The sequence below is a fragment of the Arthrobacter caoxuetaonis genome, from assembly GCF_023921125.1.
Lineage (GTDB): Bacteria > Actinomycetota > Actinomycetes > Actinomycetales > Micrococcaceae > Arthrobacter_B > Arthrobacter_B caoxuetaonis.
This window is the reverse complement of sequence record NZ_CP099466.1, coordinates 1377324-1396939: the sequence shown is the minus strand read 5'-3', so window position 1 is coordinate 1396939 and position 19616 is coordinate 1377324. Positions and strand designations below refer to the sequence as shown.

General features: G+C 65.2%; 16 protein-coding genes and 1 rRNA gene. 3 read left to right on the top strand and 14 right to left on the bottom strand.

Annotation, left to right across the window (positions count from 1 at the left end):
• Positions 1-174: 174 nt before the first annotated feature.
• The 7 genes from NF551_RS06340 to NF551_RS06310 form a co-directional block, all read right to left on the bottom strand.
• Positions 175-1703: ribosomal RNA gene (locus tag NF551_RS06340) — 16S ribosomal RNA — on the bottom strand.
• Positions 1704-2291: 588 nt separating this feature from the next.
• Positions 2292-3614, bottom strand: coding sequence for a tyrosine--tRNA ligase (gene tyrS / locus NF551_RS06335; RefSeq protein WP_227894745.1), 1323 nt, complete (start codon positions 3612-3614; stop codon positions 2292-2294).
• Positions 3615-3627: 13 nt separating this feature from the next.
• Positions 3628-5895 carry a UvrD-helicase domain-containing protein gene (locus tag NF551_RS06330; protein ID WP_227894746.1) on the bottom strand — a complete coding sequence of 756 codons (2268 nt, stop codon included), beginning with the start codon at positions 5893-5895 and terminating at the stop codon, positions 3628-3630.
• Between the two features lie 110 nt (positions 5896-6005).
• Complete coding sequence (locus tag NF551_RS06325; protein WP_227895317.1) at positions 6006-6551, bottom strand: adenine phosphoribosyltransferase; 546 nt, start codon at positions 6549-6551, stop codon at positions 6006-6008.
• 107 nt (positions 6552-6658) lie between these two features.
• A complete protein-coding gene (locus tag NF551_RS06320) occupies positions 6659-7306 on the bottom strand; it encodes a DNA-3-methyladenine glycosylase (RefSeq protein ID WP_227894747.1) in 648 nt (215 codons plus the stop codon).
• A 62-nt stretch (positions 7307-7368) separates the two neighbouring features.
• Positions 7369-8244 carry an SRPBCC domain-containing protein gene (locus NF551_RS06315; RefSeq protein ID WP_227894748.1) on the bottom strand — a complete coding sequence of 292 codons (876 nt, stop codon included), beginning with the start codon at positions 8242-8244 and terminating at the stop codon, positions 7369-7371.
• A gap of 75 nt (positions 8245-8319) precedes the next feature.
• Positions 8320-9054, bottom strand: a complete 735-nt coding sequence (locus NF551_RS06310; protein ID WP_227894749.1) for a maleylpyruvate isomerase family mycothiol-dependent enzyme — start codon at positions 9052-9054, stop codon at positions 8320-8322.
• A 277-nt stretch (positions 9055-9331) separates the two neighbouring features.
• Between NF551_RS06310 and NF551_RS06305 the strand changes: the two genes are divergently transcribed.
• The 3 genes from NF551_RS06305 to NF551_RS06295 all read left to right on the top strand — a co-directional run bounded on the left by NF551_RS06305 (position 9332) and on the right by NF551_RS06295 (position 12441).
• Positions 9332-10303, top strand: coding sequence for a Bug family tripartite tricarboxylate transporter substrate binding protein (locus NF551_RS06305; protein ID WP_227894750.1), 972 nt, complete (start codon positions 9332-9334; stop codon positions 10301-10303).
• 69 nt (positions 10304-10372) lie between these two features.
• Positions 10373-10912: a tripartite tricarboxylate transporter TctB family protein gene (locus NF551_RS06300; RefSeq protein ID WP_227894751.1), complete on the top strand. Its 540-nt coding sequence runs from the start codon at positions 10373-10375 to the stop codon at positions 10910-10912.
• A gap of 35 nt (positions 10913-10947) precedes the next feature.
• Positions 10948-12441, top strand: coding sequence for a tripartite tricarboxylate transporter permease (locus tag NF551_RS06295; protein WP_227894752.1), 1494 nt, complete (start codon positions 10948-10950; stop codon positions 12439-12441).
• 83 nt (positions 12442-12524) lie between these two features.
• On the opposite strand, the gene NF551_RS06290 is transcribed toward NF551_RS06295, so the two are convergent.
• From NF551_RS06290 to argB, 7 genes are all read right to left on the bottom strand, one after another.
• Positions 12525-13058: a pyridoxine/pyridoxamine 5'-phosphate oxidase gene (locus tag NF551_RS06290; protein WP_423721329.1), complete on the bottom strand. Its 534-nt coding sequence runs from the start codon at positions 13056-13058 to the stop codon at positions 12525-12527.
• A 93-nt stretch (positions 13059-13151) separates the two neighbouring features.
• On the bottom strand, positions 13152-14621 hold the full coding sequence (argH, locus tag NF551_RS06285; RefSeq protein ID WP_227894753.1) for an argininosuccinate lyase: 1470 nt from the start codon (positions 14619-14621) through the stop codon (positions 13152-13154).
• A gap of 4 nt (positions 14622-14625) precedes the next feature.
• Positions 14626-15834 (bottom strand): argininosuccinate synthase, encoded by a 1209-nt coding sequence (locus NF551_RS06280; protein WP_227894754.1) that lies wholly within the window; start codon positions 15832-15834, stop codon positions 14626-14628.
• Between the two features lie 104 nt (positions 15835-15938).
• Positions 15939-16475, bottom strand: a complete 537-nt coding sequence (locus NF551_RS06275) for an arginine repressor (protein ID WP_227894755.1) — start codon at positions 16473-16475, stop codon at positions 15939-15941.
• The gene (gene argF, locus NF551_RS06270; protein WP_227894756.1) at positions 16472-17437 is read right to left on the bottom strand and encodes an ornithine carbamoyltransferase; all 966 of its coding nucleotides are present in this window, start codon (positions 17435-17437) and stop codon (positions 16472-16474) included. Before argF ends, NF551_RS06275 begins: the two co-directional genes overlap by 4 nt.
• Complete coding sequence (locus NF551_RS06265) at positions 17434-18690, bottom strand: acetylornithine transaminase (protein ID WP_227894757.1); 1257 nt, start codon at positions 18688-18690, stop codon at positions 17434-17436. The genes argF and NF551_RS06265 overlap by 4 nt, the downstream gene beginning before the upstream one ends.
• Complete coding sequence (gene argB / locus NF551_RS06260; RefSeq protein ID WP_227894758.1) at positions 18687-19613, bottom strand: acetylglutamate kinase; 927 nt, start codon at positions 19611-19613, stop codon at positions 18687-18689. Before argB ends, NF551_RS06265 begins: the two co-directional genes overlap by 4 nt.
• Positions 19614-19616: the final 3 nt, after the last annotated feature.

Here is a 19616-nt window from a genome sequence, read left to right as displayed (position 1 = left end):
TCCAACCCCCAGAAGGAGGCGTACTCACCAGCCGGACAGAACCCGGAAGAACCTATTTATTGATATTCCACCCTTGAGCACCCACCGGAGAACATATGTCTCCGACATGGGCATCTCCTGCAAAGCACACATCCAACACTGTGGAAGGACCTGCCACTTTGAGGTGCTCCTTAGAAAGGAGGTGATCCAGCCGCACCTTCCGGTACGGCTACCTTGTTACGACTTAGTCCCAATCGCCGGTCCCACCTTCGACGGCTCCCTCCCACAAGGGGTTAGGCCACCGGCTTCGGGTGTTACCAACTTTCGTGACTTGACGGGCGGTGTGTACAAGGCCCGGGAACGTATTCACCGCAGCGTTGCTGATCTGCGATTACTAGCGACTCCAACTTCATGAGGTCGAGTTGCAGACCTCAATCCGAACTGAGACCGGCTTTTTGGGATTAGCTCCACCTCACAGTATCGCAACCCTTTGTACCGGCCATTGTAGCATGCGTGAAGCCCAAGACATAAGGGGCATGATGATTTGACGTCGTCCCCACCTTCCTCCGAGTTGACCCCGGCAGTCTCCTATGAGTCCCCGCCATAACGCGCTGGCAACATAGAACGAGGGTTGCGCTCGTTGCGGGACTTAACCCAACATCTCACGACACGAGCTGACGACAACCATGCACCACCTGTAAACCGACCACAAGTGGGGGACCTGTTTCCAGGCCTTTCCGGTTCATGTCAAGCCTTGGTAAGGTTCTTCGCGTTGCATCGAATTAATCCGCATGCTCCGCCGCTTGTGCGGGCCCCCGTCAATTCCTTTGAGTTTTAGCCTTGCGGCCGTACTCCCCAGGCGGGGCACTTAATGCGTTAGCTACGGCGCGGAAAACGTGGAATGTCCCCCACACCTAGTGCCCAACGTTTACGGCATGGACTACCAGGGTATCTAATCCTGTTCGCTCCCCATGCTTTCGCTCCTCAGCGTCAGTTAATGCCCAGAGACCTGCCTTCGCCATCGGTGTTCCTCCTGATATCTGCGCATTTCACCGCTACACCAGGAATTCCAGTCTCCCCTACATCACTCTAGTCTGCCCGTACCCACTGCAGACCCGGGGTTGAGCCCCGGGCTTTCACAGCAGACGCGACAAACCGCCTACGAGCTCTTTACGCCCAATAATTCCGGATAACGCTTGCGCCCTACGTATTACCGCGGCTGCTGGCACGTAGTTAGCCGGCGCTTCTTCTGCAGGTACCGTCACTTTCGCTTCTTCCCTGCTGAAAGAGGTTTACAACCCGAAGGCCGTCATCCCTCACGCGGCGTCGCTGCATCAGGCTTCCGCCCATTGTGCAATATTCCCCACTGCTGCCTCCCGTAGGAGTCTGGGCCGTGTCTCAGTCCCAGTGTGGCCGGTCACCCTCTCAGGCCGGCTACCCGTCGTCGCCTTGGTGGGCCATTACCCCAACCAACAAGCTGATAGGCCGCGAGTCCATCCAAAACCGCATAAAGCTTTCCACCACCATGGCATGCGCCAGATGGTCGTATCCGGTATTAGACCCGGTTTCCCAGGCTTATCCCGAAGTTAAGGGCAGGTTACTCACGTGTTACTCACCCGTTCGCCACTAATCATTCTGTGCAAGCACAGAAGTCATCGTTCGACTTGCATGTGTTAAGCACGCCGCCAGCGTTCATCCTGAGCCAGGATCAAACTCTCCGTAAATGTGTTACAGACACACAACCGGAGCCAAGGAATATTGGCTGCACAGTCATGCACTAAATTCGAAACCAGCTAAAAAAGCTGCTCCAGCCCACGGGGTGGGCCGAACAGCCAGTTCAACCAATCAAAATAATTGGTATCAATAAACTTGGCACACTATTGAGTTCTCAAACAACAGGCGCATCCGGCCTACTCAGAAAAACCATTTCCGTTTCCGGCTGATTCTTTTTCTTTTCGCACCGCTGCGGTGTTTCATAATTCTATTTCATCGATCAGCTTTTAGCAAATCCGGAATATCTCCGAAATCTGCATGAAACAGAGTGATGATTCCACGCCAAACGAGAGCTTATTTTCTCAGCCAATGCCTCGAAGCAAGCCTCTGTGTCGGTTGGATTTTTGCCGCCATGCTCGGCGCTCCTGCTTCTCAGCGGAGCGTCCCGGCCGCGGCGACTCATTTATCTTTGCACACCTCCGGTGACCCATGCAAGCCGGGATCCCTGTGATCTCCTGCACTGCCCGCAACACGCCCAAGTACGGCAAAACGGCGGAAGGCCGGCCCCGTGGGACCGGCCTTCCGCCGACTGCAGTGGTTTAGTCCGTGACCACCACGGTGGCCAGGGTCCGCTTGCCGCGGCGCAGCAGCAGGTACTTGCCGTGCAGCAGCTGATCGGTGCCGATCACGGCGTCGATCTCGGTGACCTTGCGGTTATTCACGTACGCCCCGCCTTCGGTAATGGTGCGGCGCGCATCGGAGTTTGTCTTGGAAAGCTGCGTGGCTACCAGCAGGTCGATGATCCCCAGGCTGCCGGATCCTACTTCTGCACGGGGCAGTTCCGCTGTGGCGGCGGTGAGCGTGGCTTCGTCCAGGGACTCCAGCTCGCCCTGCCCGAAGAGCGCAGCAGAAGCGGCAATCACCTTGTCGGTCGCGCCGGTGCCGTGGACCAGCGAGGTCACGTCGTAGGCAAGGGCCCGCTGCGCCTCGCGCTTGTGCGGTGCTTCCTGCACGGAGCGCTCAAGTTCTGAGATTTCCTCCCGGGTGCGGAAGGTGAAGACCTTGAGGCGGTCGATCACATCGGCGTCGGCGGTGTTCAGCCAGAACTGGAACATGGCGTAAGGGCTGGTCATGGTGGGATCCAGCCAGATGGCGTTGCCCTCGCTCTTGCCGAACTTGGTGCCGTCCGAATTGGTAATGAGCGGCGTACCCAGGGCGTGGACGCCGGCGCCCTCCACCTTGCGCACCAGTTCGGTGCCGGACGTGAGGTTTCCCCACTGGTCGGAGCCGCCGGTCTGCAGCACACAGTCGTAATCGCGGAAGAGCTGGAGGTAGTCCATGCCCTGCAGCACCTGGTAGCTGAACTCGGCGTAGCTGATGCCTTCATCGGAGTTCAGGCGGGAGGCGACGATTTCCTTCTTGATCATGGTTCCGACCCTGAAGTGCTTGCCGATTTCCCGGAGGAAGTCCAGGGCGCTCATCGGAGCGGTCCAGTCCAGGTTGTTCACCATGCGGGCTGCGTTGTCGCCCTCAAAGCTGAGGAAGCGCTGGACCTGTCCCTGCAGGTAGCCAACCCATTCTGCGACCGTTTCCTTGGTATTCATGGTGCGTTCCGCCGTCGGGCGCGGATCTCCGACCAAACCGGTGGAGCCGCCGACGAGCGCAAGCGGACGGTGCCCGGCCAGCTGCAGGCGGCGCATAGTCAGCAGCTGGACCAGGTTGCCCAGGTGCAGGCTCGGCGCCGTGGGATCGAAGCCGCAGTAATACGTGACCGGGTCTCCGCTGAGGAGTTTTTCCAGTTCCGTCTCATCGGTGGAGAGCTTAATCAGCCCTCTCCACTTCAGTTCCTGCCAGATGTTGGCAAAGGTCGGATCGTTCTGCTGGGCAACTAGGCCCTCGGAGGTCTCGGTATTCTGTGGCACGCCTTCTAAATTATCAGGATTCGGTGCCGTCGATGCCCGCGGGGATGCCGTGCTCCGCTATAAGACGCAACCTCTGTGTGGGCCTGGTCATGGCAACGTACAGATCCCCCACCTTGCCGGCCGCTGCGGTCAGCAGTTCGGACGGCTCAAGGATGACGACGCCGTCGAACTCGAGTCCCTTTGCCTCGCGGGGCGAGATGACGACGATGTCCTGCGACAGTCCCCCGGCGCCCGTCCCGACACGGTTCCCGTACACGGCCGTAACAGCCCGGCGGACCTCGGTCAGCCGGTGTTCCTCCGTGATGACGGCCAGAAGGCCTCCCTCAATTGCTTCCAGGTCCTCCGGGAGTGTCTGCATCAGCCTGTCCACCAGGGTGCCCTCCGGCACGGTGTCCAGGAACGGCGCCCATTGGCCCTCACGCACGGCCTTGGGCGCCGACACCACCAGGCCGGCCGCATTGGCCATCCGAACCGCGGCTTCGGCGATCTGGGCCGGGGTACGGTAGTTGACCGTCAGTTCCTCCAGGGTCCAGCGCTCCCCCACAAACGGTTCCAGGGCCCGCTGCCAGGACGTTGCCCCGGCCGCGGAGGAAGTCTGGGCAATATCGCCGACCACGGTGAACGATTTCAGCGGGCAGCGGCGCATCAGCAGGCGCCACTGCATCGCGGAGAGTTCCTGCGCCTCGTCCACCACGACGTGCCCGAAGGCCCACGTACGGTCGACGGCGGCGCGGTCAGCAGCGGTGAGCCGCTGTTCCGTCGCCATGTTGTGGTTCGCCAGGTCTTCAGCGGAAAGGATGCCGTGCGCACCGGAGTCTTCAAGGAAGCCCTCGGTGTTCTCGATGGCACGCTCGGCGTTGGCGAGGTCCCGCTTCCGGGCCTCCTCCAGGGCGGCGCTGTCGCGGCCGGCGGAGGCGTCGAGGTCACCCAGCAGTTCCGCCGCCTCGTCGAGAAGGGGAATGTCGGCTTCGGTCCAGGGCGCGGAAGGGCTGCGCATCAGCAGCGCACGTTCGGCATCCGTGAGCTCGGGAGCGGCCATTTCCAGGTGCCCGGGCTTGCTGAACAGCTCGGTGATGAGCTTCTCCGGGGTGAGCGGCATCCAGCACAGGTTCAGGGCAACCCGCACGTCCCGGGCGCTGCGCACATCTTCAGCCAGGTAGGCCCGGTCAGTGCTGTTGCCTGCTCCGGCCGACTCTTCGAGGACTTCGGTCATCTGGTCGGTGAGCTCGCGCAGCAGGATCTTCACGAAGGTCACGCGGGCTTCGTTGTGGGGTTTGCCGGTGGCGCGCGCCCGGTCCCGGGCCCGTGCCACCTGCTTGGGCGTGAGAGTGATCATGGTGCCGTCAACGTTGAGGCGCCGCGGTTCGGCCAGGATGCGCTGGCGGTTCGCCACGGCCCGGGCGACGACGTCGGCCATCGACAGCCTGCCTTTGACCTCCGCTGCCGCTGCTGTGTCCTCGCCTGAGGCGGTGATACCGGGCATCAGCTGTCCGAGGCTGGCCATGACGACGCCGGTCTCGCCCAGGGACGGCAGTACGCGTTCGATGTACCGGATGAAGGCGTTGGACGGGCCGACGAGCAGGACGCCGGCAGACTTCAGCCGTTCGCGGTGCGTGTAGAGCAGGTAAGCAGCACGGTGCAGGGCGACGGCTGTCTTGCCGGTGCCCGGGCCGCCCTGCACGACCAGCGTGCCGGGCAGCGGAGCGCGGATGATCCGGTCCTGCTCGGCCTGGATGGTGCCGACGATGTCGGACATCTGGCCCGTGCGCTTGGAGTTCAGTGCCGCCAGGAGGGCGCCTTCGCCCTGGAGATTTTCGCCGTCCTCCAGCATGGAGTAATCCAGCACGTCGTCTTCAAGGCCTTCGACGTCACGCCCCTTGAGCATCAGGTGCCGGCGGCGCCGCACACCTTGTCGTTCAAAGGCCGTGGCCTGGTAGAAGGTGCCGGCTTCGGGGGCGCGCCAGTCGACCATCAGCCGCTGAAGATCGGCAGTGGAGAGGCCGATCCTGCCGATGTAGCGGGTCTCGCCGTCGTCGAGGTCCAGGCGTCCGAAAACCAGCCGGTCATCGACAGCATTCAACTGTGCGAGGCGGTCCTCGTACATGGTTGCGAAGGCATCGCGTTCAGACCGGTTCTGGTGCGAACCGGCGGAGTGGCTGCGGCGGACCTGGGCCAGCTGCTCGCTTTTTTCCTCGCGCAGTTCATCCAGGCGGTGGTACAGGCCGGCCACATATTGGCGCTCGTTTTCGAGCTCCTCATGGGCCGAAGACGTTTCAGGCATGTTCGCGTTCCCTCTCGCAAAGGCAGACCGTCAATCTTACCCCGCATCGGCACATTTTCCATGCCCTGTCCATAGAGCGGCCAGACGGCGCGCCGCCGGCACCCAAAAGACTAGTACGTGCGCAGGGAACGGACCTTGTAACCGGCCAGGTTTTCCCGCCCGCCAAGGCCGTCCAGTTCAAGTACGACGCCGATGCCGGCAACGCTGGAGCCGGCACGTTCGATGAGCCTGGCGGTGGCGCCCAGGGTACCGCCGGTCGCCAGCACATCGTCCAGGACCAGGACCCGGGAACCGTGCGGAATGTCGCCGATGTGCACTTCGAGGCTGTTGGTGCCGTACTCCATGGAGTACGCCTCGTTGTACGTCGGGCGCGGCAGTTTACCGGGCTTGCGGACGGTGATGACACCATGTCCGGAGGCGTAGGCTGCGGCAGCGGCCAGCAGGAATCCGCGGGCTTCGACGCCGGCCACGTAGTCGAAGGTTCCCTCGAAGTCGGCCAGCAGGGCGTCGACCATGCCCCGCAGTGCCGGCCCGTCAGCGAAGACCGGAGTCAGGTCGCGGAACGTCACCCCCGGCGTCGGGTAGTTCGGGACCACCGCGCAGAGGCGGTCAATGGTCTCGAGGATGGATTCGGCCGGTCTTGCTGAGCCGGCCAGGGGTGCTGAAGCTTCGTCTTTCACCCATCCACCTTACCGGGCCCCGGCCCCGGTTACCCTGCCCGGTGCCCGTCCGGGGCTGCGCTGCTGGTCACAGGGAAGCCGGTTCAGGCCGTCTTGGCGGTGGCGCCCGCCGGCCGCCGACGCGGCACAGCAGGACGGTATTTGGAGACCGTGGGTTCCCCGGTGAACCAGAAGCGCCACGGGTAGGCCTCTCCCCCGCCCTCACCGCTGACCCCTACCCTCGGACCGCGGGAGATCCGCGCAGGATCCACTGGTTGGGCAGGAAGTTCCAGCCGCAGCGGCGCGGCAAAAACGTCGGCCCCGTTCAGGGCCCGGTCAATGCCCAGGGCCTGCGCAAGCCGTGCGGGACCGCGGGCCAGGTCCAGGTCCGTCTTCGGTTCGTTGCGGCGCTTCCGGGCAATCCCGTGTCCCTCAACGATTTCCCCTGCCCGCAACAGCAGTCCGGTGGCCGTGCCTTCATCCCCGCAGACAACGTTGGCGCAGTAGTGCATGCCGTAGGTGAAGTAGACGTAGAGATGCCCGGCGGGACCAAACATGGTGGCGTTACGGGCGGATTGGCCGCGGAAGGCATGCGATCCCGGGTCCGCCTCCCCCAGATAGGCCTCGACTTCGGTGATCCGGACGGCCACGGCGCCGTCGTCGGCTTCATGATGCAGCACGGCTCCCAGGAGCCACGGAGCTGCCTCCGTGGCCGGAACGGCAAGGCGCGTGCGCGGGTCCGGGAGATTCATGCCTCGACCGTAGCAAGCGGGACCCCCGGGCCAAAAAACCGGCCGGTTTTCGGCTGCCGGACTCAGACCATTGATCGATAGAGAGCTTCAAGGGCGCGCAGCCGGTGCGAGTTCGGGTGCGGGGTTCCGCCTTCCAGACGGACCGCTGCGGAATCGAGCGCCAGATGCCAAGCGGCCATGAGGGCGGCGGCGTCCTGGGACGTACCGCCTTCGAGCCGCTGTGTGATGCGCAGCTTTCCAAAACCGTCCTCGTCAACGGCGGTGATTTCCGCGCCTTCGCCCATGCGCAGGTTGCCGCTGGAGCTCTCGAGAGCGGCACCCAGATCATCTGCGGGGGCGTCGTACCAGCGTTCGAAATAGATGGTCCGGCCTTCCGGTGTTTCTTCCAGGACACCCATGGTCGGGGAGATACGGAAGTCACGGCTGTAGGCATCGCGCAGGGACCGCCACTGCCCCGGGGGTTCCGGATCCGGGGCTCCGCCGGCGGCCACGGCCGCGAAGGCGTCGTGTATCCCCTCCCATCCGGCGCTTCCCTCGGCGAGGAAATCGGCGGTGTCGGTGCGTGAGCGGAACGTCAGGAGTGCACCGCCGTCGGACTCCAGGACCTGCCATTCCAGCACGGACTCTTCACCGAGTTCATCGTCCCAGGAGATCTGCAGGCTGGACCGGGGGGTCAGCTGCAGGACGGTGCCCGAGGCGGTTCCGTTGCCCATGTCGAGGGTGTATTCCTTGCCCAGCTCCCAGCCGGGCGTTACGGATCCCAGCCACTGTTCCACCTTGCGGGGGTTGGTGAGCACATCCCAAATGTGGGCAGTGGGATAGTCGAACTGCTTATCGAAGGCCACGGCCCAGCCGTCGGTGACCTTTTCGATCCGTCCCTGCGGAACGGCGGAGACATCATTCCCGGAATCACTGGACGGTGTTGCTGAGTCAGCCATGGCCGGCCTTCCGTAGACGCGGATTATCGCACTATCAACCCTAGGCTGGACGCGCTTGCTCTGGAAGGCCCGCCCCTACTGCGGGCTCATTGCGGACGGCCATGGCAGCAGCACCGGAAGCGCAACGCCGTCGGCGTCCGCATCAGCACGGAGGCTGCCCAGGCTGGGATGCCGTCCTGCCAGCCACGCGGCGATGTCGGTCGCCATTCCGTTGACCGCCACGGTGCGGGGCCCGTTGCCGATGGTCCGCGGGATGTGCCCGAGGGGCTGCAGCCTCAGGCGCAGGCCGTCAGGGACGCGGGCAGAAAGAAAGCCAAAAAGGTGGTCCGAGAATGCCGGAGGCCAGGCATCCGCGTCGACGCCGATGTCCAGGTCGCTGAGATGGATCACCAGTTCGCGCCACAGGGCTTCCGCTCCATCCCGCACGACGCCGCCGCGGTAGGAAATGGCGGCGCTCCAGCCGGCGTCGTCGAGGGCCGTGAAGCGCTCAATGGCCTGGCCGATTTCCCGGGCCAGGACCGCACGGTGCTCAGCGGCCGAGCGCAGGGCGCCGCGTTCGATGGCCTGGTTCCGGCCGTCCACGCCGCCGTCGTACAGTTCGACGGTTTCCCCGCGGGCAGCGAACTCGACCTGGCGGGCCATGGCTGTGCTCACCCCGGCGACATGGGCCAGGACATGCCCGCGGCTCCACCCCGGCAGGCGCGACGGCGCTGCTACCTGCTCGTCGGAGAGCGGGGGCAAATGCCGTGCAAGTTCTTGTGCTGCGGTGCTGATGGCGGCCAGCAGTTCGGCGTTGGTCTGCTCAGTCATGCGCCCAGCGTAGCGCCGGACCCGTCAGGATGCGCGTTCGTCCCAGTCACGGACGGAGGCTTGCGGGCGATCGGACTCCCTAACACCCCAGCGAACGAGGCAGGTCATAGTTTGACTGCATCCTTGCAGATGGGGAATGTGTGAATTAGATTACAGCCAGTGTGCGTTTGTTGAACATTTGTTCGCATAGCGCGCAGTAGCAATCTGGGGGCCGACCGGTGTCATCGACGACAGCCGGCTGCGTCCGCCAGCCTCACGGATGCAAAAGGAGCCCTACATGAAAAGACTCACCAAGTCACTGGCCATTGGAACCATTGGCCTCTTCGCGCTGTCCGGATGTGCTTCGGGGAGCGGCAGCGACTCCGGCGACGAGTTCCCGGCCCAGGACATCAGGCTCACGGTCCCCTGGGCGGCCGGCGGCTCCGGTGACCTGACTGCGCGCACCATCGCCCCGCTGCTTGAACGCGAGCTCGGCGTTGAAGTCATCGTGGAGAACCGGCCCGGCGCCAACGGTTCAGTCGCTTACAACTGGCTCAAGGACCAGAAGCCCGACGGATACAACCTCTCGATGATGGGTGTCGAGGTTGCCACCCTGCAGTTCCAGGACTACGACATCGACCCGGCCAATTACGAACCCATCGGCCAGGGACTTGCCGGACCCGGTGCCATCGCCGTCCCCGTGGACAGCCCTTTCGAAACCCTCGAAGACCTCATTGAAGCGGCCAAGGCCAGCCCGGGCGACATCACGTACTCAAGCCCCGGCGTCGGCTCGGTCTGGGACTCCCCCGCCCAGGGACTCCAGGAACTGGCCGGGATCACACTGACATCCGTACCGTTCGATGGCTCAGCCCCCGCTGTGGCCGCCGTGGCGGCCGGTGACGCGGACTTCTCCATCGACGCAATCGGCACGCAGAAGACCCAGGTCGACGCCGGCAAGCTGCGCTACCTGGCGATGCTCACGGACGAGCGCGACCCGAAGAACCCTGATGTCCCCACCGCCAAGGAATCGGGAATCGACCTGACCAATGCCTCCTGGGTTGGCATCATGGCCCCGGCAGGAACTCCCGCTGAGACGGTCCAGCGGCTCTCAGAGGCCATGGGCAAGGCTGTCGAGGATCCTGAGTACCGCACCGTTATCGAAAACTCCAACCTGGTTCCGACCTTCAAGGATTCTGAAGAGATGAAGTCGTTCCTGGAAGCTGAAGCAGACCGTTACGGCCCCTGGATCGCGCTGGCGCAAGGCAAGTAGGCCCCAGCATCCGGGGCACCGGGCCGCTCGCGGCCCGGTGCCCCGGATCCAGAAAAGGAACCCAAATATATGAGCAATCACGAATCTGCGGTCGAAGGCGATCCTGCCGAAACTGTGCAAAGCCAAGGCGACGGACTCCTTGACCCGGCTGTCCTGGTCACGGACAGGGCTCACCGTCTTCGGGAGCTGATCCCCGCGGGTGTCACCCTGGGCCTGGGCATTACCGTCCTGATTATGGCCCAGGACATCAACTCCGGCGTTCGGGTGGAACTTGGCCCGCCGTTCTGGCCCACCATGCTGGCTTGGTGCCTCATCGTCTGCGGAGCGCTCATGGCGGTGGTCAATGTGCTCCGGGGAGTCAGCAGCACCAATGTCCCGGACCCGATTACGTCCTGGGGTCTCGGCCGTCTGGCTGGAACCGCAGGGATCTTGGTGGGCTACCTCCTGCTCTGGAACGTCCTGCAGTTTTGGCTGGTCACTTTCGCTGCCACGACGGCGTTGACGTTCCTCTACGGCGGACGGGGCTGGAAGCCGCTGCTTATGTTCCCGGCCATTGTCGCGGCCATCCTCCATTTCCTCTTCGTCGTCGCATTGCGAGTGAACCTATGATTTCGATTGCCGCTTCCCCGGTTACAGACGGCATCATGACCGTCCTTCAGGTAGACACCCTCCTTTACATTGGGCTCGGCATCGCGGTAGGCATGCTGGTCGGCGCATTTCCGGGTGTCACCGCAACCATGGCGGTCGCCCTTGCCAGCGGCTTTACGCTGACCCTGGAACCGATCCAGGGCCTGGCAGTCCTGCTGACCATTTACGTTGCCGCCCAGTTCGGGGACAGGGTGCCGGCCATCCTGATCAATACTCCCGGCACGCCGGCCTCCATCTCAACGACCTTTGACGGCTACCCGCTGGCGCTTAAAGGCCAAGCGGGACTGGCCATGACGACGTCGGCGTTTGGATCAGCCTTCGGCATGATCGTCGGCATCATCATTCTGGCCGTCGCCGCAGTGCCGCTCTCGGAATTCGCCCGGCAGTTCGGTCCGCCCGAGATGTTCGCACTCGTCGTGTTCGGCCTGACCATGATGGTAGGTGTCTCCTCCGGACGCGTCATCAAGGGCCTGGCCGCCGGCGCGTTTGGCCTGCTGCTCGCCACCGTTGGCCGTGACCCGATCACCGGCGATGCACGCTTCACCATGAACATCCTGGAGCTCAACGGCGGCATCCCGTTCATCGCCGTCATCATCGGGTTCTTCGGTGTCGCTGAAGTGCTGAACCAGATCCTGACCAGGGCGCGGCAGGAGAGCCATGTGAAGCCCGTGACCCAGATGGGCCGCTGGATGCCGGGCAGAAAGCTCATGCGCCGGCTCCTGAAGCCCATGGGCATCGGTGCGGCTACCGGTTCAGTCGTAGGCCTGGTCCCCGCCGTCGGCGGCGACATTGCCGGCGTCATCGCCTGGGAAAATGCCAGGAAGGCTTCCAAGCATCCCGAAGAATTCGGAAAGGGCTCCCTGGAGGGCCTGACCGCAGGGGACACCTCCAGCACCGCGACGCTGGGCGGCAGCGTCACCACCACGATGGCTCTGGGCGTTCCCGGAGACTCCGTCATGGCGGTAATGATCGGCTCCATGATGATCTGGGGCATCCAGCCCGGGCCGGCGCTGTTCAGCACCCACCCGGATCTGGTCTCTTCATTGGTTACCATCATGCTGATCGCAACCATCCTGACGCTGGGCCTCAGCCTGGTGCGGATGCGCGGCATGGTGCGGCTGCTGGAGCTGCCGAGCCACTACCTTTGGGTGATCATCCTGATCTTCTGCATGGTTGGAACATATTCCATCAGCAACAGTGTCTTCGACGTGTTCATGATGATGATCTTCGGTCTGATTGGGCTCTTCATGCTGCGCTTCGGGTTCCCGGCCGGACCTGCAGTTCTTGGCCTCATCCTCGGGCCGCTGGCCGAAGCGAACCTGCGCCGGGCGCTGATTACCGACGGCTGGAACTCAGTCTTCACCAGCCCGATTGCCCTGCTGCTCCTTGCGATCTCCGCGGCCGCCCTGATCGTCCCGCCGCTGCGCCAGCGGGCCAAGCGCCGCCGGCTGGCAGCGGCGCGCGTTCCTGAGCAGACGCCGCTGCCTTAGGCAGGCGGTAAAGCCCCGGGCGGTTGTACCTGGCAGTTTGCCGAGTACATTCGTCCGGGGCCTTTTCGTTTAATCTGCGGCGCTCACTCTGGCCCGCCGGTGGGATACCGGTGCCGGATGTGCCGGTTTCCGGGATCGGCCTGCCAGAACTCGACTTCCCGCGGTGCCAGGGCGTAAAGCTGCCAGAGCGGGTTCTCCGAACCATCCGCACCGGGGCGTTCATCCCAGTCCCGGGCGGAGGCTTCGGCACTGAGCTGGACCACGTCTCCGGCCACCCGGATCTGGCGGCCCAGCGCATACCAGTAGAAGTTCATGGCGGCGCGGGGGTTCTGCTCAAGTTCTCGGCCCTTGCGCGAGGAGCGCGAAGTGGCGAAGTGCCAGCCGTCGTCGTCGATGTCCTTCAGGATGAGCATGCGGGAGGAGAGGTTCCCGGCGGCGTCCGCTGTGGCGAGGGAGAAGGCATGCGGCTGCGGCACTCCCGCAGCCAGGGCCTCCTCCAGCCAAAGACGGAACAGCTCCGCAGGATCCGCGGGAGCCGTGTCCGGGTCGAAGTCCGGCAGGGCCTCCGGGAAGTCGGGCAGGGCGCGCAGCATGCGCCGGAAGTTCGGGTTCAGCATGGCTCCACGCTAGTGCCCCGGCGTAAACGAAAGGGCAGTTACGGCTGGTTTGAGGGCTCAAACCAGCCGTAACTGCCCTTTCGAGGAGGAGGGTTAGGCGGAGAAGGCGCGGGCGGCGTCGAGCTGCTTCTTCAGCTCGGCCAGCTGCGCTTCGACGGCTGAGCGCGCTGTTCCGCCCTGTGCGCTGCGGCTGTCCAGGGAGCCCTCGGTCGAAAGCACGGTGCGGACCTCCGGGGTCAGGTGCTCCGAAATCCCGGCGTACTCCTCGTCGGTGAGGTCCCAGAGTTCGACGCCGCGGGATTCGGCCAGCTTCACGGCGGCACCGGAGAGCTCGTGCGCCTCCCGGAACGGCACACCCTGGCGGACCAGCCATTCGGCGATGTCGGTGGCCAGGGCGAAGCCCTGCGGCGCCAGGGACTGCATGCGTTCGGTGTTGAAGACCAGGGTCGCGATCATGCCGGAAACGGCCGGAAGCAGCAGCTCCAGCGTGTCCGTGGCGTCAAAGACCGGTTCCTTGTCTTCCTGCAGGTCCCGGTTGTACGCCAGCGGCAGTCCCTTCAGCGTGGCCAGCAGCCCGGTGAGGTCACCGATGAGGCGGCCGGCCTTGCCGCGCGCCAGCTCGGCGACGTCAGGGTTCTTCTTCTGCGGCATGATCGAGGAGCCGGTGGAGAAGGCGTCGTCGAGGGTCACGAAGGAGAATTCCTTGGTGGCCCAGAGGATGATCTCCTCGCTGATCCGGGACAGGTCGACGCCGATCATGGCGGCCACCCAGGCGTACTCGGCGTAGACGTCACGCGAGGCGGTTCCGTCGATCGAGTTCCAGGCGGCGGAGTCGAAGCCCAGGTCCGCGGCGACGGCGTTGGGGTCCAGTCCCAGCGAGGAACCGGCCAGTGCACCGGAGCCGTAAGGGGACACGGCGGCGCGCTTGTCCCAGTCGGCCAGGCGCTGCACGTCGCGCAGCAGGGCCCAGGCGTGGGCCAGCAGGTGGTGGCTCAGCAGGACCGGCTGGGCGTGCTGCAGGTGGGTGCGGCCGGGCATGGCCACACCCAGGTGCTTCTCGGCCTGTTCCACCAGCGAGTCGACGGTGGCCAGCACGCCGCCCGCGATAATCCGGGCGTGGTCGCGCAGGTACATCCTGCCCAGCGTGGCGATCTGGTCGTTGCGGGAGCGGCCGGCGCGGAGTTTTCCGCCCAGCTGGGCTCCGGCACGCTCGATCAGCCCGCGTTCCAGGGAGCCGTGCACGTCCTCGTCGGACTCGGCCGGGAGGTAGGCGCCGGAGCGCACATCGGCGTCGAGCTCATCCAGGGCCTTGAGCATCCCGGTGAGTTCGTCGCCGGTCAGCAGCCCGGCCTTGTGCAGGACCCGGGCGTGCGCCCGGGAGCCTGCAATGTCATACCCGGCAAGCCGCCAGTCGAAGTGGGTGGACTTGCTCAGGGCTGCCAGCGCGTCGGCCGGACCGCCGGCGAAGCGGCCTCCCCACAGCGCACCCTGGACCGTTGATCCGGGGCCGGCGGCTCCGGGCTGCGCGGCCACTGATTCGATTGACGGCTTGCCGTTATTCATGTGTTTACTTTCCTTCGGACAGCCGCAGGTCGCGGCCGGAGGCAACCTTGGAGGACATGCCGAACAGTTCGATGAACCCGCGGGCCATGGACTGGTCGAACGTGTCACCGGTGTCGTACGTGGCGAGGTTGAAGTCGTACAGCGAGGACTCCGAGCGGCGGCCGGTCACGGTCGCGCGGCCTGCGTGCAGGTCCATGCGGATGTCGCCGGAGACGTACTTCTGGGTGTCCCCGATGAAGGCGTCCAGGGAGTTCTTCAGCGGGGAGAACCACTGGCCGTCGTAGACCAGTTCGGTCCAGCGCTGGCCAACGGTCTTCTTGAAGCGGGCCTGCTCGCGCTCGACCGTGACGTTTTCAAGCTCGCGGTGCGCGGCCATCAGGGCCATGGCGCCGGGAGCTTCGTAGATTTCACGGCTCTTGATGCCCACGAGGCGGTCTTCGACAATGTCGATCCGGCCGATGCCCTGGGCGCCGGCGCGGCGGTTCATTTCCTCGATGGCCTGCAGCGGGGTGACGGGCTTGCCGTCGATCGCTACGGGAACGCCTTCCTTGAAGGTGATGACAACTTCGTCAGCGGCGATGCCGGAGGCCGGGTCGGAGGTGTATTCGTACACGTCCGGGGTGGGGCCGTTCCAGATGTCTTCCAGGAAGCCGGTTTCCACGGCGCGTCCCCAGACGTTGGCGTCAATGGAGAACGGGTTCTTCTTGGTGGTGACGATGGGCAGGTTCTTCTCCTCGGCGAAGGCAATGGCCTTGTCGCGGGTCAGGGCCAGGTCGCGGACCGGAGCGATGCACTTGAGGTCCGGGCCCAGGGTCTGGATGCCGACCTCGAAGCGGACCTGGTCGTTGCCCTTACCGGTGCAGCCGTGCGAGACGGTGGTGGCGCCGAATTCGCGGGCAGCAGCAACCAGGTGCTTGACGATTACCGGGCGGGAAAGCGCGGAAACCAGCGGGTAGGAATCCATGTACAGGGCGTTGGCCTGCAGCGCCGGCATGCAGTATTCCGCAGCAAACTCGTCGCGGGCATCAGCCACGTAGGCTTCGACGGCGCCGCAGTCGAGGGCACGCTGGCGGATGGTTTCAAGGGATTCCCCGCCCTGTCCGACGTCGACCGCCACGGCGATGACCTCGGCGCCGGTTGCCTCGGCAATCCAGCCGATGGCTACAGACGTATCCAGGCCACCGGAGTAGGCCAGAACAATACGTTCGCTCACGAATGTGCTCCTCTTTGCGTTGAGTGCAGCGCGGTGCGCTGCGGTTGTTTGTAAAAGTGGGGGGAAGCTGCGTGGCCGGGAAGGAAACCCTGCGGATTCAGCTTCTACAGTATTCGATTGTCGGGTGCCTGGCCGCTGGCCGTAGCCTCGTCCGCGATGGAGAGGAAACGCGCTGCGAGTTCGGCGCCGCCGTCGGGCTCCCGGGTTACCAGCAGCACAGTGTCGTCGCCGGCCACGGTTCCCAGGATGGACGGGATCACCGAGTGGTCGATCGCCAGTGCCAGGAAGTTCGCCGCTCCCGGCGGGGTCCGCAGCACCACGACGTTCCCGGACGCCTCGGCGGTGACCAGCAGTTCGCCGCAGAGCCGGGCCAGCCGCGCGTCGAGCACTTCCTGGGAGACTCCGGACTGCGGGCGGCGTTCCCCGCCCTCGGACGGAACGGCGTAGACCAGCACGCCGTCCTTGCCGCGCATGCGCACGGCACCGAGCTCGACCAGGTCGCGCGACAGCGTCGCCTGGTTGACCTGCACGCCGTCGTCGGCCAGCAGAGACGCCAGCTCGGCCTGGGAACGCACCGACAAGCCGGTCAGCAGCGTCCGGATCCGTGCCTGGCGGGCCGTCTTGGTGGTGGGCATGGTCATACGGCTGCCTCCGGGATTCCGGTCAGGCCGGAGGCGGCCATCAGCCACACCATGAGGGCCTTCTGCGCGTGCAGCCGGTTCTCTGCCTCGTCCCAGACCAGGGACTGCGGCCCGTCGATGACGTCCGCGGAGATTTCGTAGCCGCGGTAGGCCGGCAGGCAGTGCAGCACGACGGCGTCTTCCGCGGCCTGTGCCATGGCGGCCGAGTCCACGGCGTAGTCGCGGAAGAGTTCCTGCCGGGCAGCCTTCTCGTCTTCCTGGCCCATGGACACCCAGGTGTCCGTGGCGACGACGTCGGCACCCGCGAGGGCTTCCGCGGCATCGGTGGTGATCATCACCGAACCACCGGTCTCCGCGGCGCGGGCCGCAGCGGCGTCGACAATCTCCGGGGCGGGCAGGTAGCCCACCGGACCGGCAACGCGCACGTGCATGCCGGCGGTGACGCCGGCCAGCAGGTAGGAGTTGGCCATGTTGTTGGCGCAGTCCCCCAGGTAGGTCAGGGTGAGGCCCGCGAGGGATCCCTTGTGTTCGCGGATCGTCATCAGGTCTGCGAGCAGCTGGCAGGGATGGTAGTCATCCGACAGCGCGTTGATCACCGGCACGGAGGAGTTCGCGGCCATTTCCTCCAGCCCCGACTGGGCATAAGTGCGCCAGACAATCGTGGCGACCATGCGTTCCATGACCTTGGCCGTGTCCGCGATGGACTCCTTATGGCCCAGCTGGGATTCACCGGCTCCGATGATCAGCGGCACGCCGCCGAGGTCCGCGATGCCGGCCGCGAAGGAGATCCGGGTCCGGGTGGAGGTCTTGTCGAAGACCACCGCGACGGTCTGCCGGCCGGAGCCTTCCCCGGCGTAGGGCTGGTATTTCCAGCGGTCCTTCTTCAGGGCATCTGCGAGGTCCAGGACCTCGGCCTGCTCGGCCGGGGTGAGGTCGGTGTCAACGAGGAAGTGGCGGGTCATGGCTGTCCGATCGTCGTGGCCGCGGCGGCCTGCAGAATGGCGGGAAGCGCGTCGATGAAGCTCTGCGCCTGGTCGGTGGTGAGGATCAGCGGCGGGGCCAGGCGCAGGGTGGCCGGTCCGGTGGCGTTGATGATGAAACCGGCGTCCAGGGCTGCGGCAACGGCTGCCGGAGCGATCTCCTGCTCCAGGTCGATGCCGATCAGCAGTCCGCGGCCGCGGACCGAGCTGACACCGGGCACCTTGGCCACTCCGGTACGAAGGTACTCCCCCGTGGTGTTGACCCCGGCCAGGAGGTTCCCTGACCCAATCTCCGTGAGCGTCGCCAGGCCCGCGGCCGTAGCGATCGGGTTCCCGCCGAAGGTGGTTCCGTGCTGGCCCGGGGCGAGCAGGCCGGAGACCTCGGGGCCAAAGGTGATCAGCCCGCCGATCGGGAAGCCGCTGCCCAGGCCCTTGGCGACCGTCATCGCATCCGGCAGGACACCTTCGGAAGCGAACCAGGTCCCGGTACGGCCGATGCCTGTCTGCACTTCGTCGAACACCAGCAGCGCACCGGCGTCGCGGGTGATCTCACGTGCCGCCTGAAGGTAGCCCGCCGGCGGTACCTGGACTCCGGCTTCGCCCTGGATCGGTTCGATGAACACCGCGGCAACCGTGCCGTCCACTGCGGCGCGCAGCGCCTCCACGTCACCGTAGGGGACGTGTGCGACGCCGGACGGCAGCGGTTCGAACGGCTCCCGGTACGCGGGCTTCGCCGTCAGGGCCAGCGCTCCCATGGTCCGGCCGTGGAAAGCATGGTCCATGGCCAGGATCCGGGTCCGCTCGCCGGTGGAGTTCCGCCGGGCAAGCTTGAATGCAGCTTCGATGGCTTCGGTGCCGGAGTTGGTGAAGAAGACTTTCGAGCCCGCGGGTGCCTGCGCCAGCTCAAGCAGCTTCTCGGCGAGGGCGATCTGCGGAGGGCTGGTAAAGAAGTTGGAGATGTGCCCCAGCGTGTTCAGCTGGGCAGTGACGGCCGAGACGACGGACGGATGGGCGTGGCCCAGCGCGTTGACGGCGATCCCGCCGAGCAGGTCAAGGTAGGGCTTGCCGTCGGCGTCCCAGACCGTGCAGCTCTCGCCGCGTACCAGCACGCGCTGCGGGGTGCCGAAGACACCCATCAGGGAGTCGGAGTAGCGGGCCAGCCACTCGCTGCCGGTACCCGAGGCATCCACCAGCTGCGGCACTGCCGGGGCAGCGGGAACGTTGGGGATGCTCATGCGTTCTCTCCGTCCGGAACGATCTGGGTGCCGATGCCGGCGGTGGTGAAGACTTCCAGCAGCATCGAATGCGCCATCCGGCCGTCCACGACGGCGGCACGGTCCACGCCGCCGTCGACGGCTGCCAGGCAGGCCTCCATCTTCGGGATCATGCCCGATTCCAGGGACGGCAGCATCTGGCGCAGTTCCGCGGCGGTCAGGGCAGAAATCAGGGAAGACTTATCCGGCCAGTTGGCGTAGAGACCCTCGACGTCGGTGAGCACCACCAGGCGGGAGGCTTCCAGCGCGACGGCCAGGGCGGCGGCCGCGGTGTCGGCGTTGACGTTGAGCACCTGCCCGGTGGGGTTGCCATCGGCGCCGATTTCCGGGGCGACCGTGGAGATGACCGGAATCCGCCCGGCTTCGATGAGGTCCAGGATGGCGCCGGGGTTCACGCCGACGACTTCGCCGACGAGGCCCAGGTCCACTTCTTCGCCGTCAATGACGGTTCCGGTGCGGATGGCCTGCAGCAGTCCGCCGTCTTCGCCGGAGAGTCCAACGGCGTAGGGTCCGTGGGAGTTGACCAGGCCCACGAGTTCACGGCCGACCTGCCCGGTGAGCACCATGCGCACGGCATCCATGGCTTCGGGGGTGGTGACCCGGAGTCCGCCCTTGAACTCGGATTCAATGCCGAGCCGGTCCAGCAGGGCGCTGATCTGCGGCCCGCCGCCGTGCACCACGACGGGGTGCACGCCCACGTGGTGCAGGAAGACGATGTCCTCGGCGAAGGCCTGCCGCAGTTCGTCGTTGATCATGGCGTTGCCGCCGTACTTGATCACAATCGTGCTGCCGGCGAAGCGCTGGATCCAGGGCAGCGCTTCAATCAGCGTGGCGGCCTTGTCCTGGGCGGCCAGCTGTTCGCGGACTTCTGTTGGAGTGCTCATGGT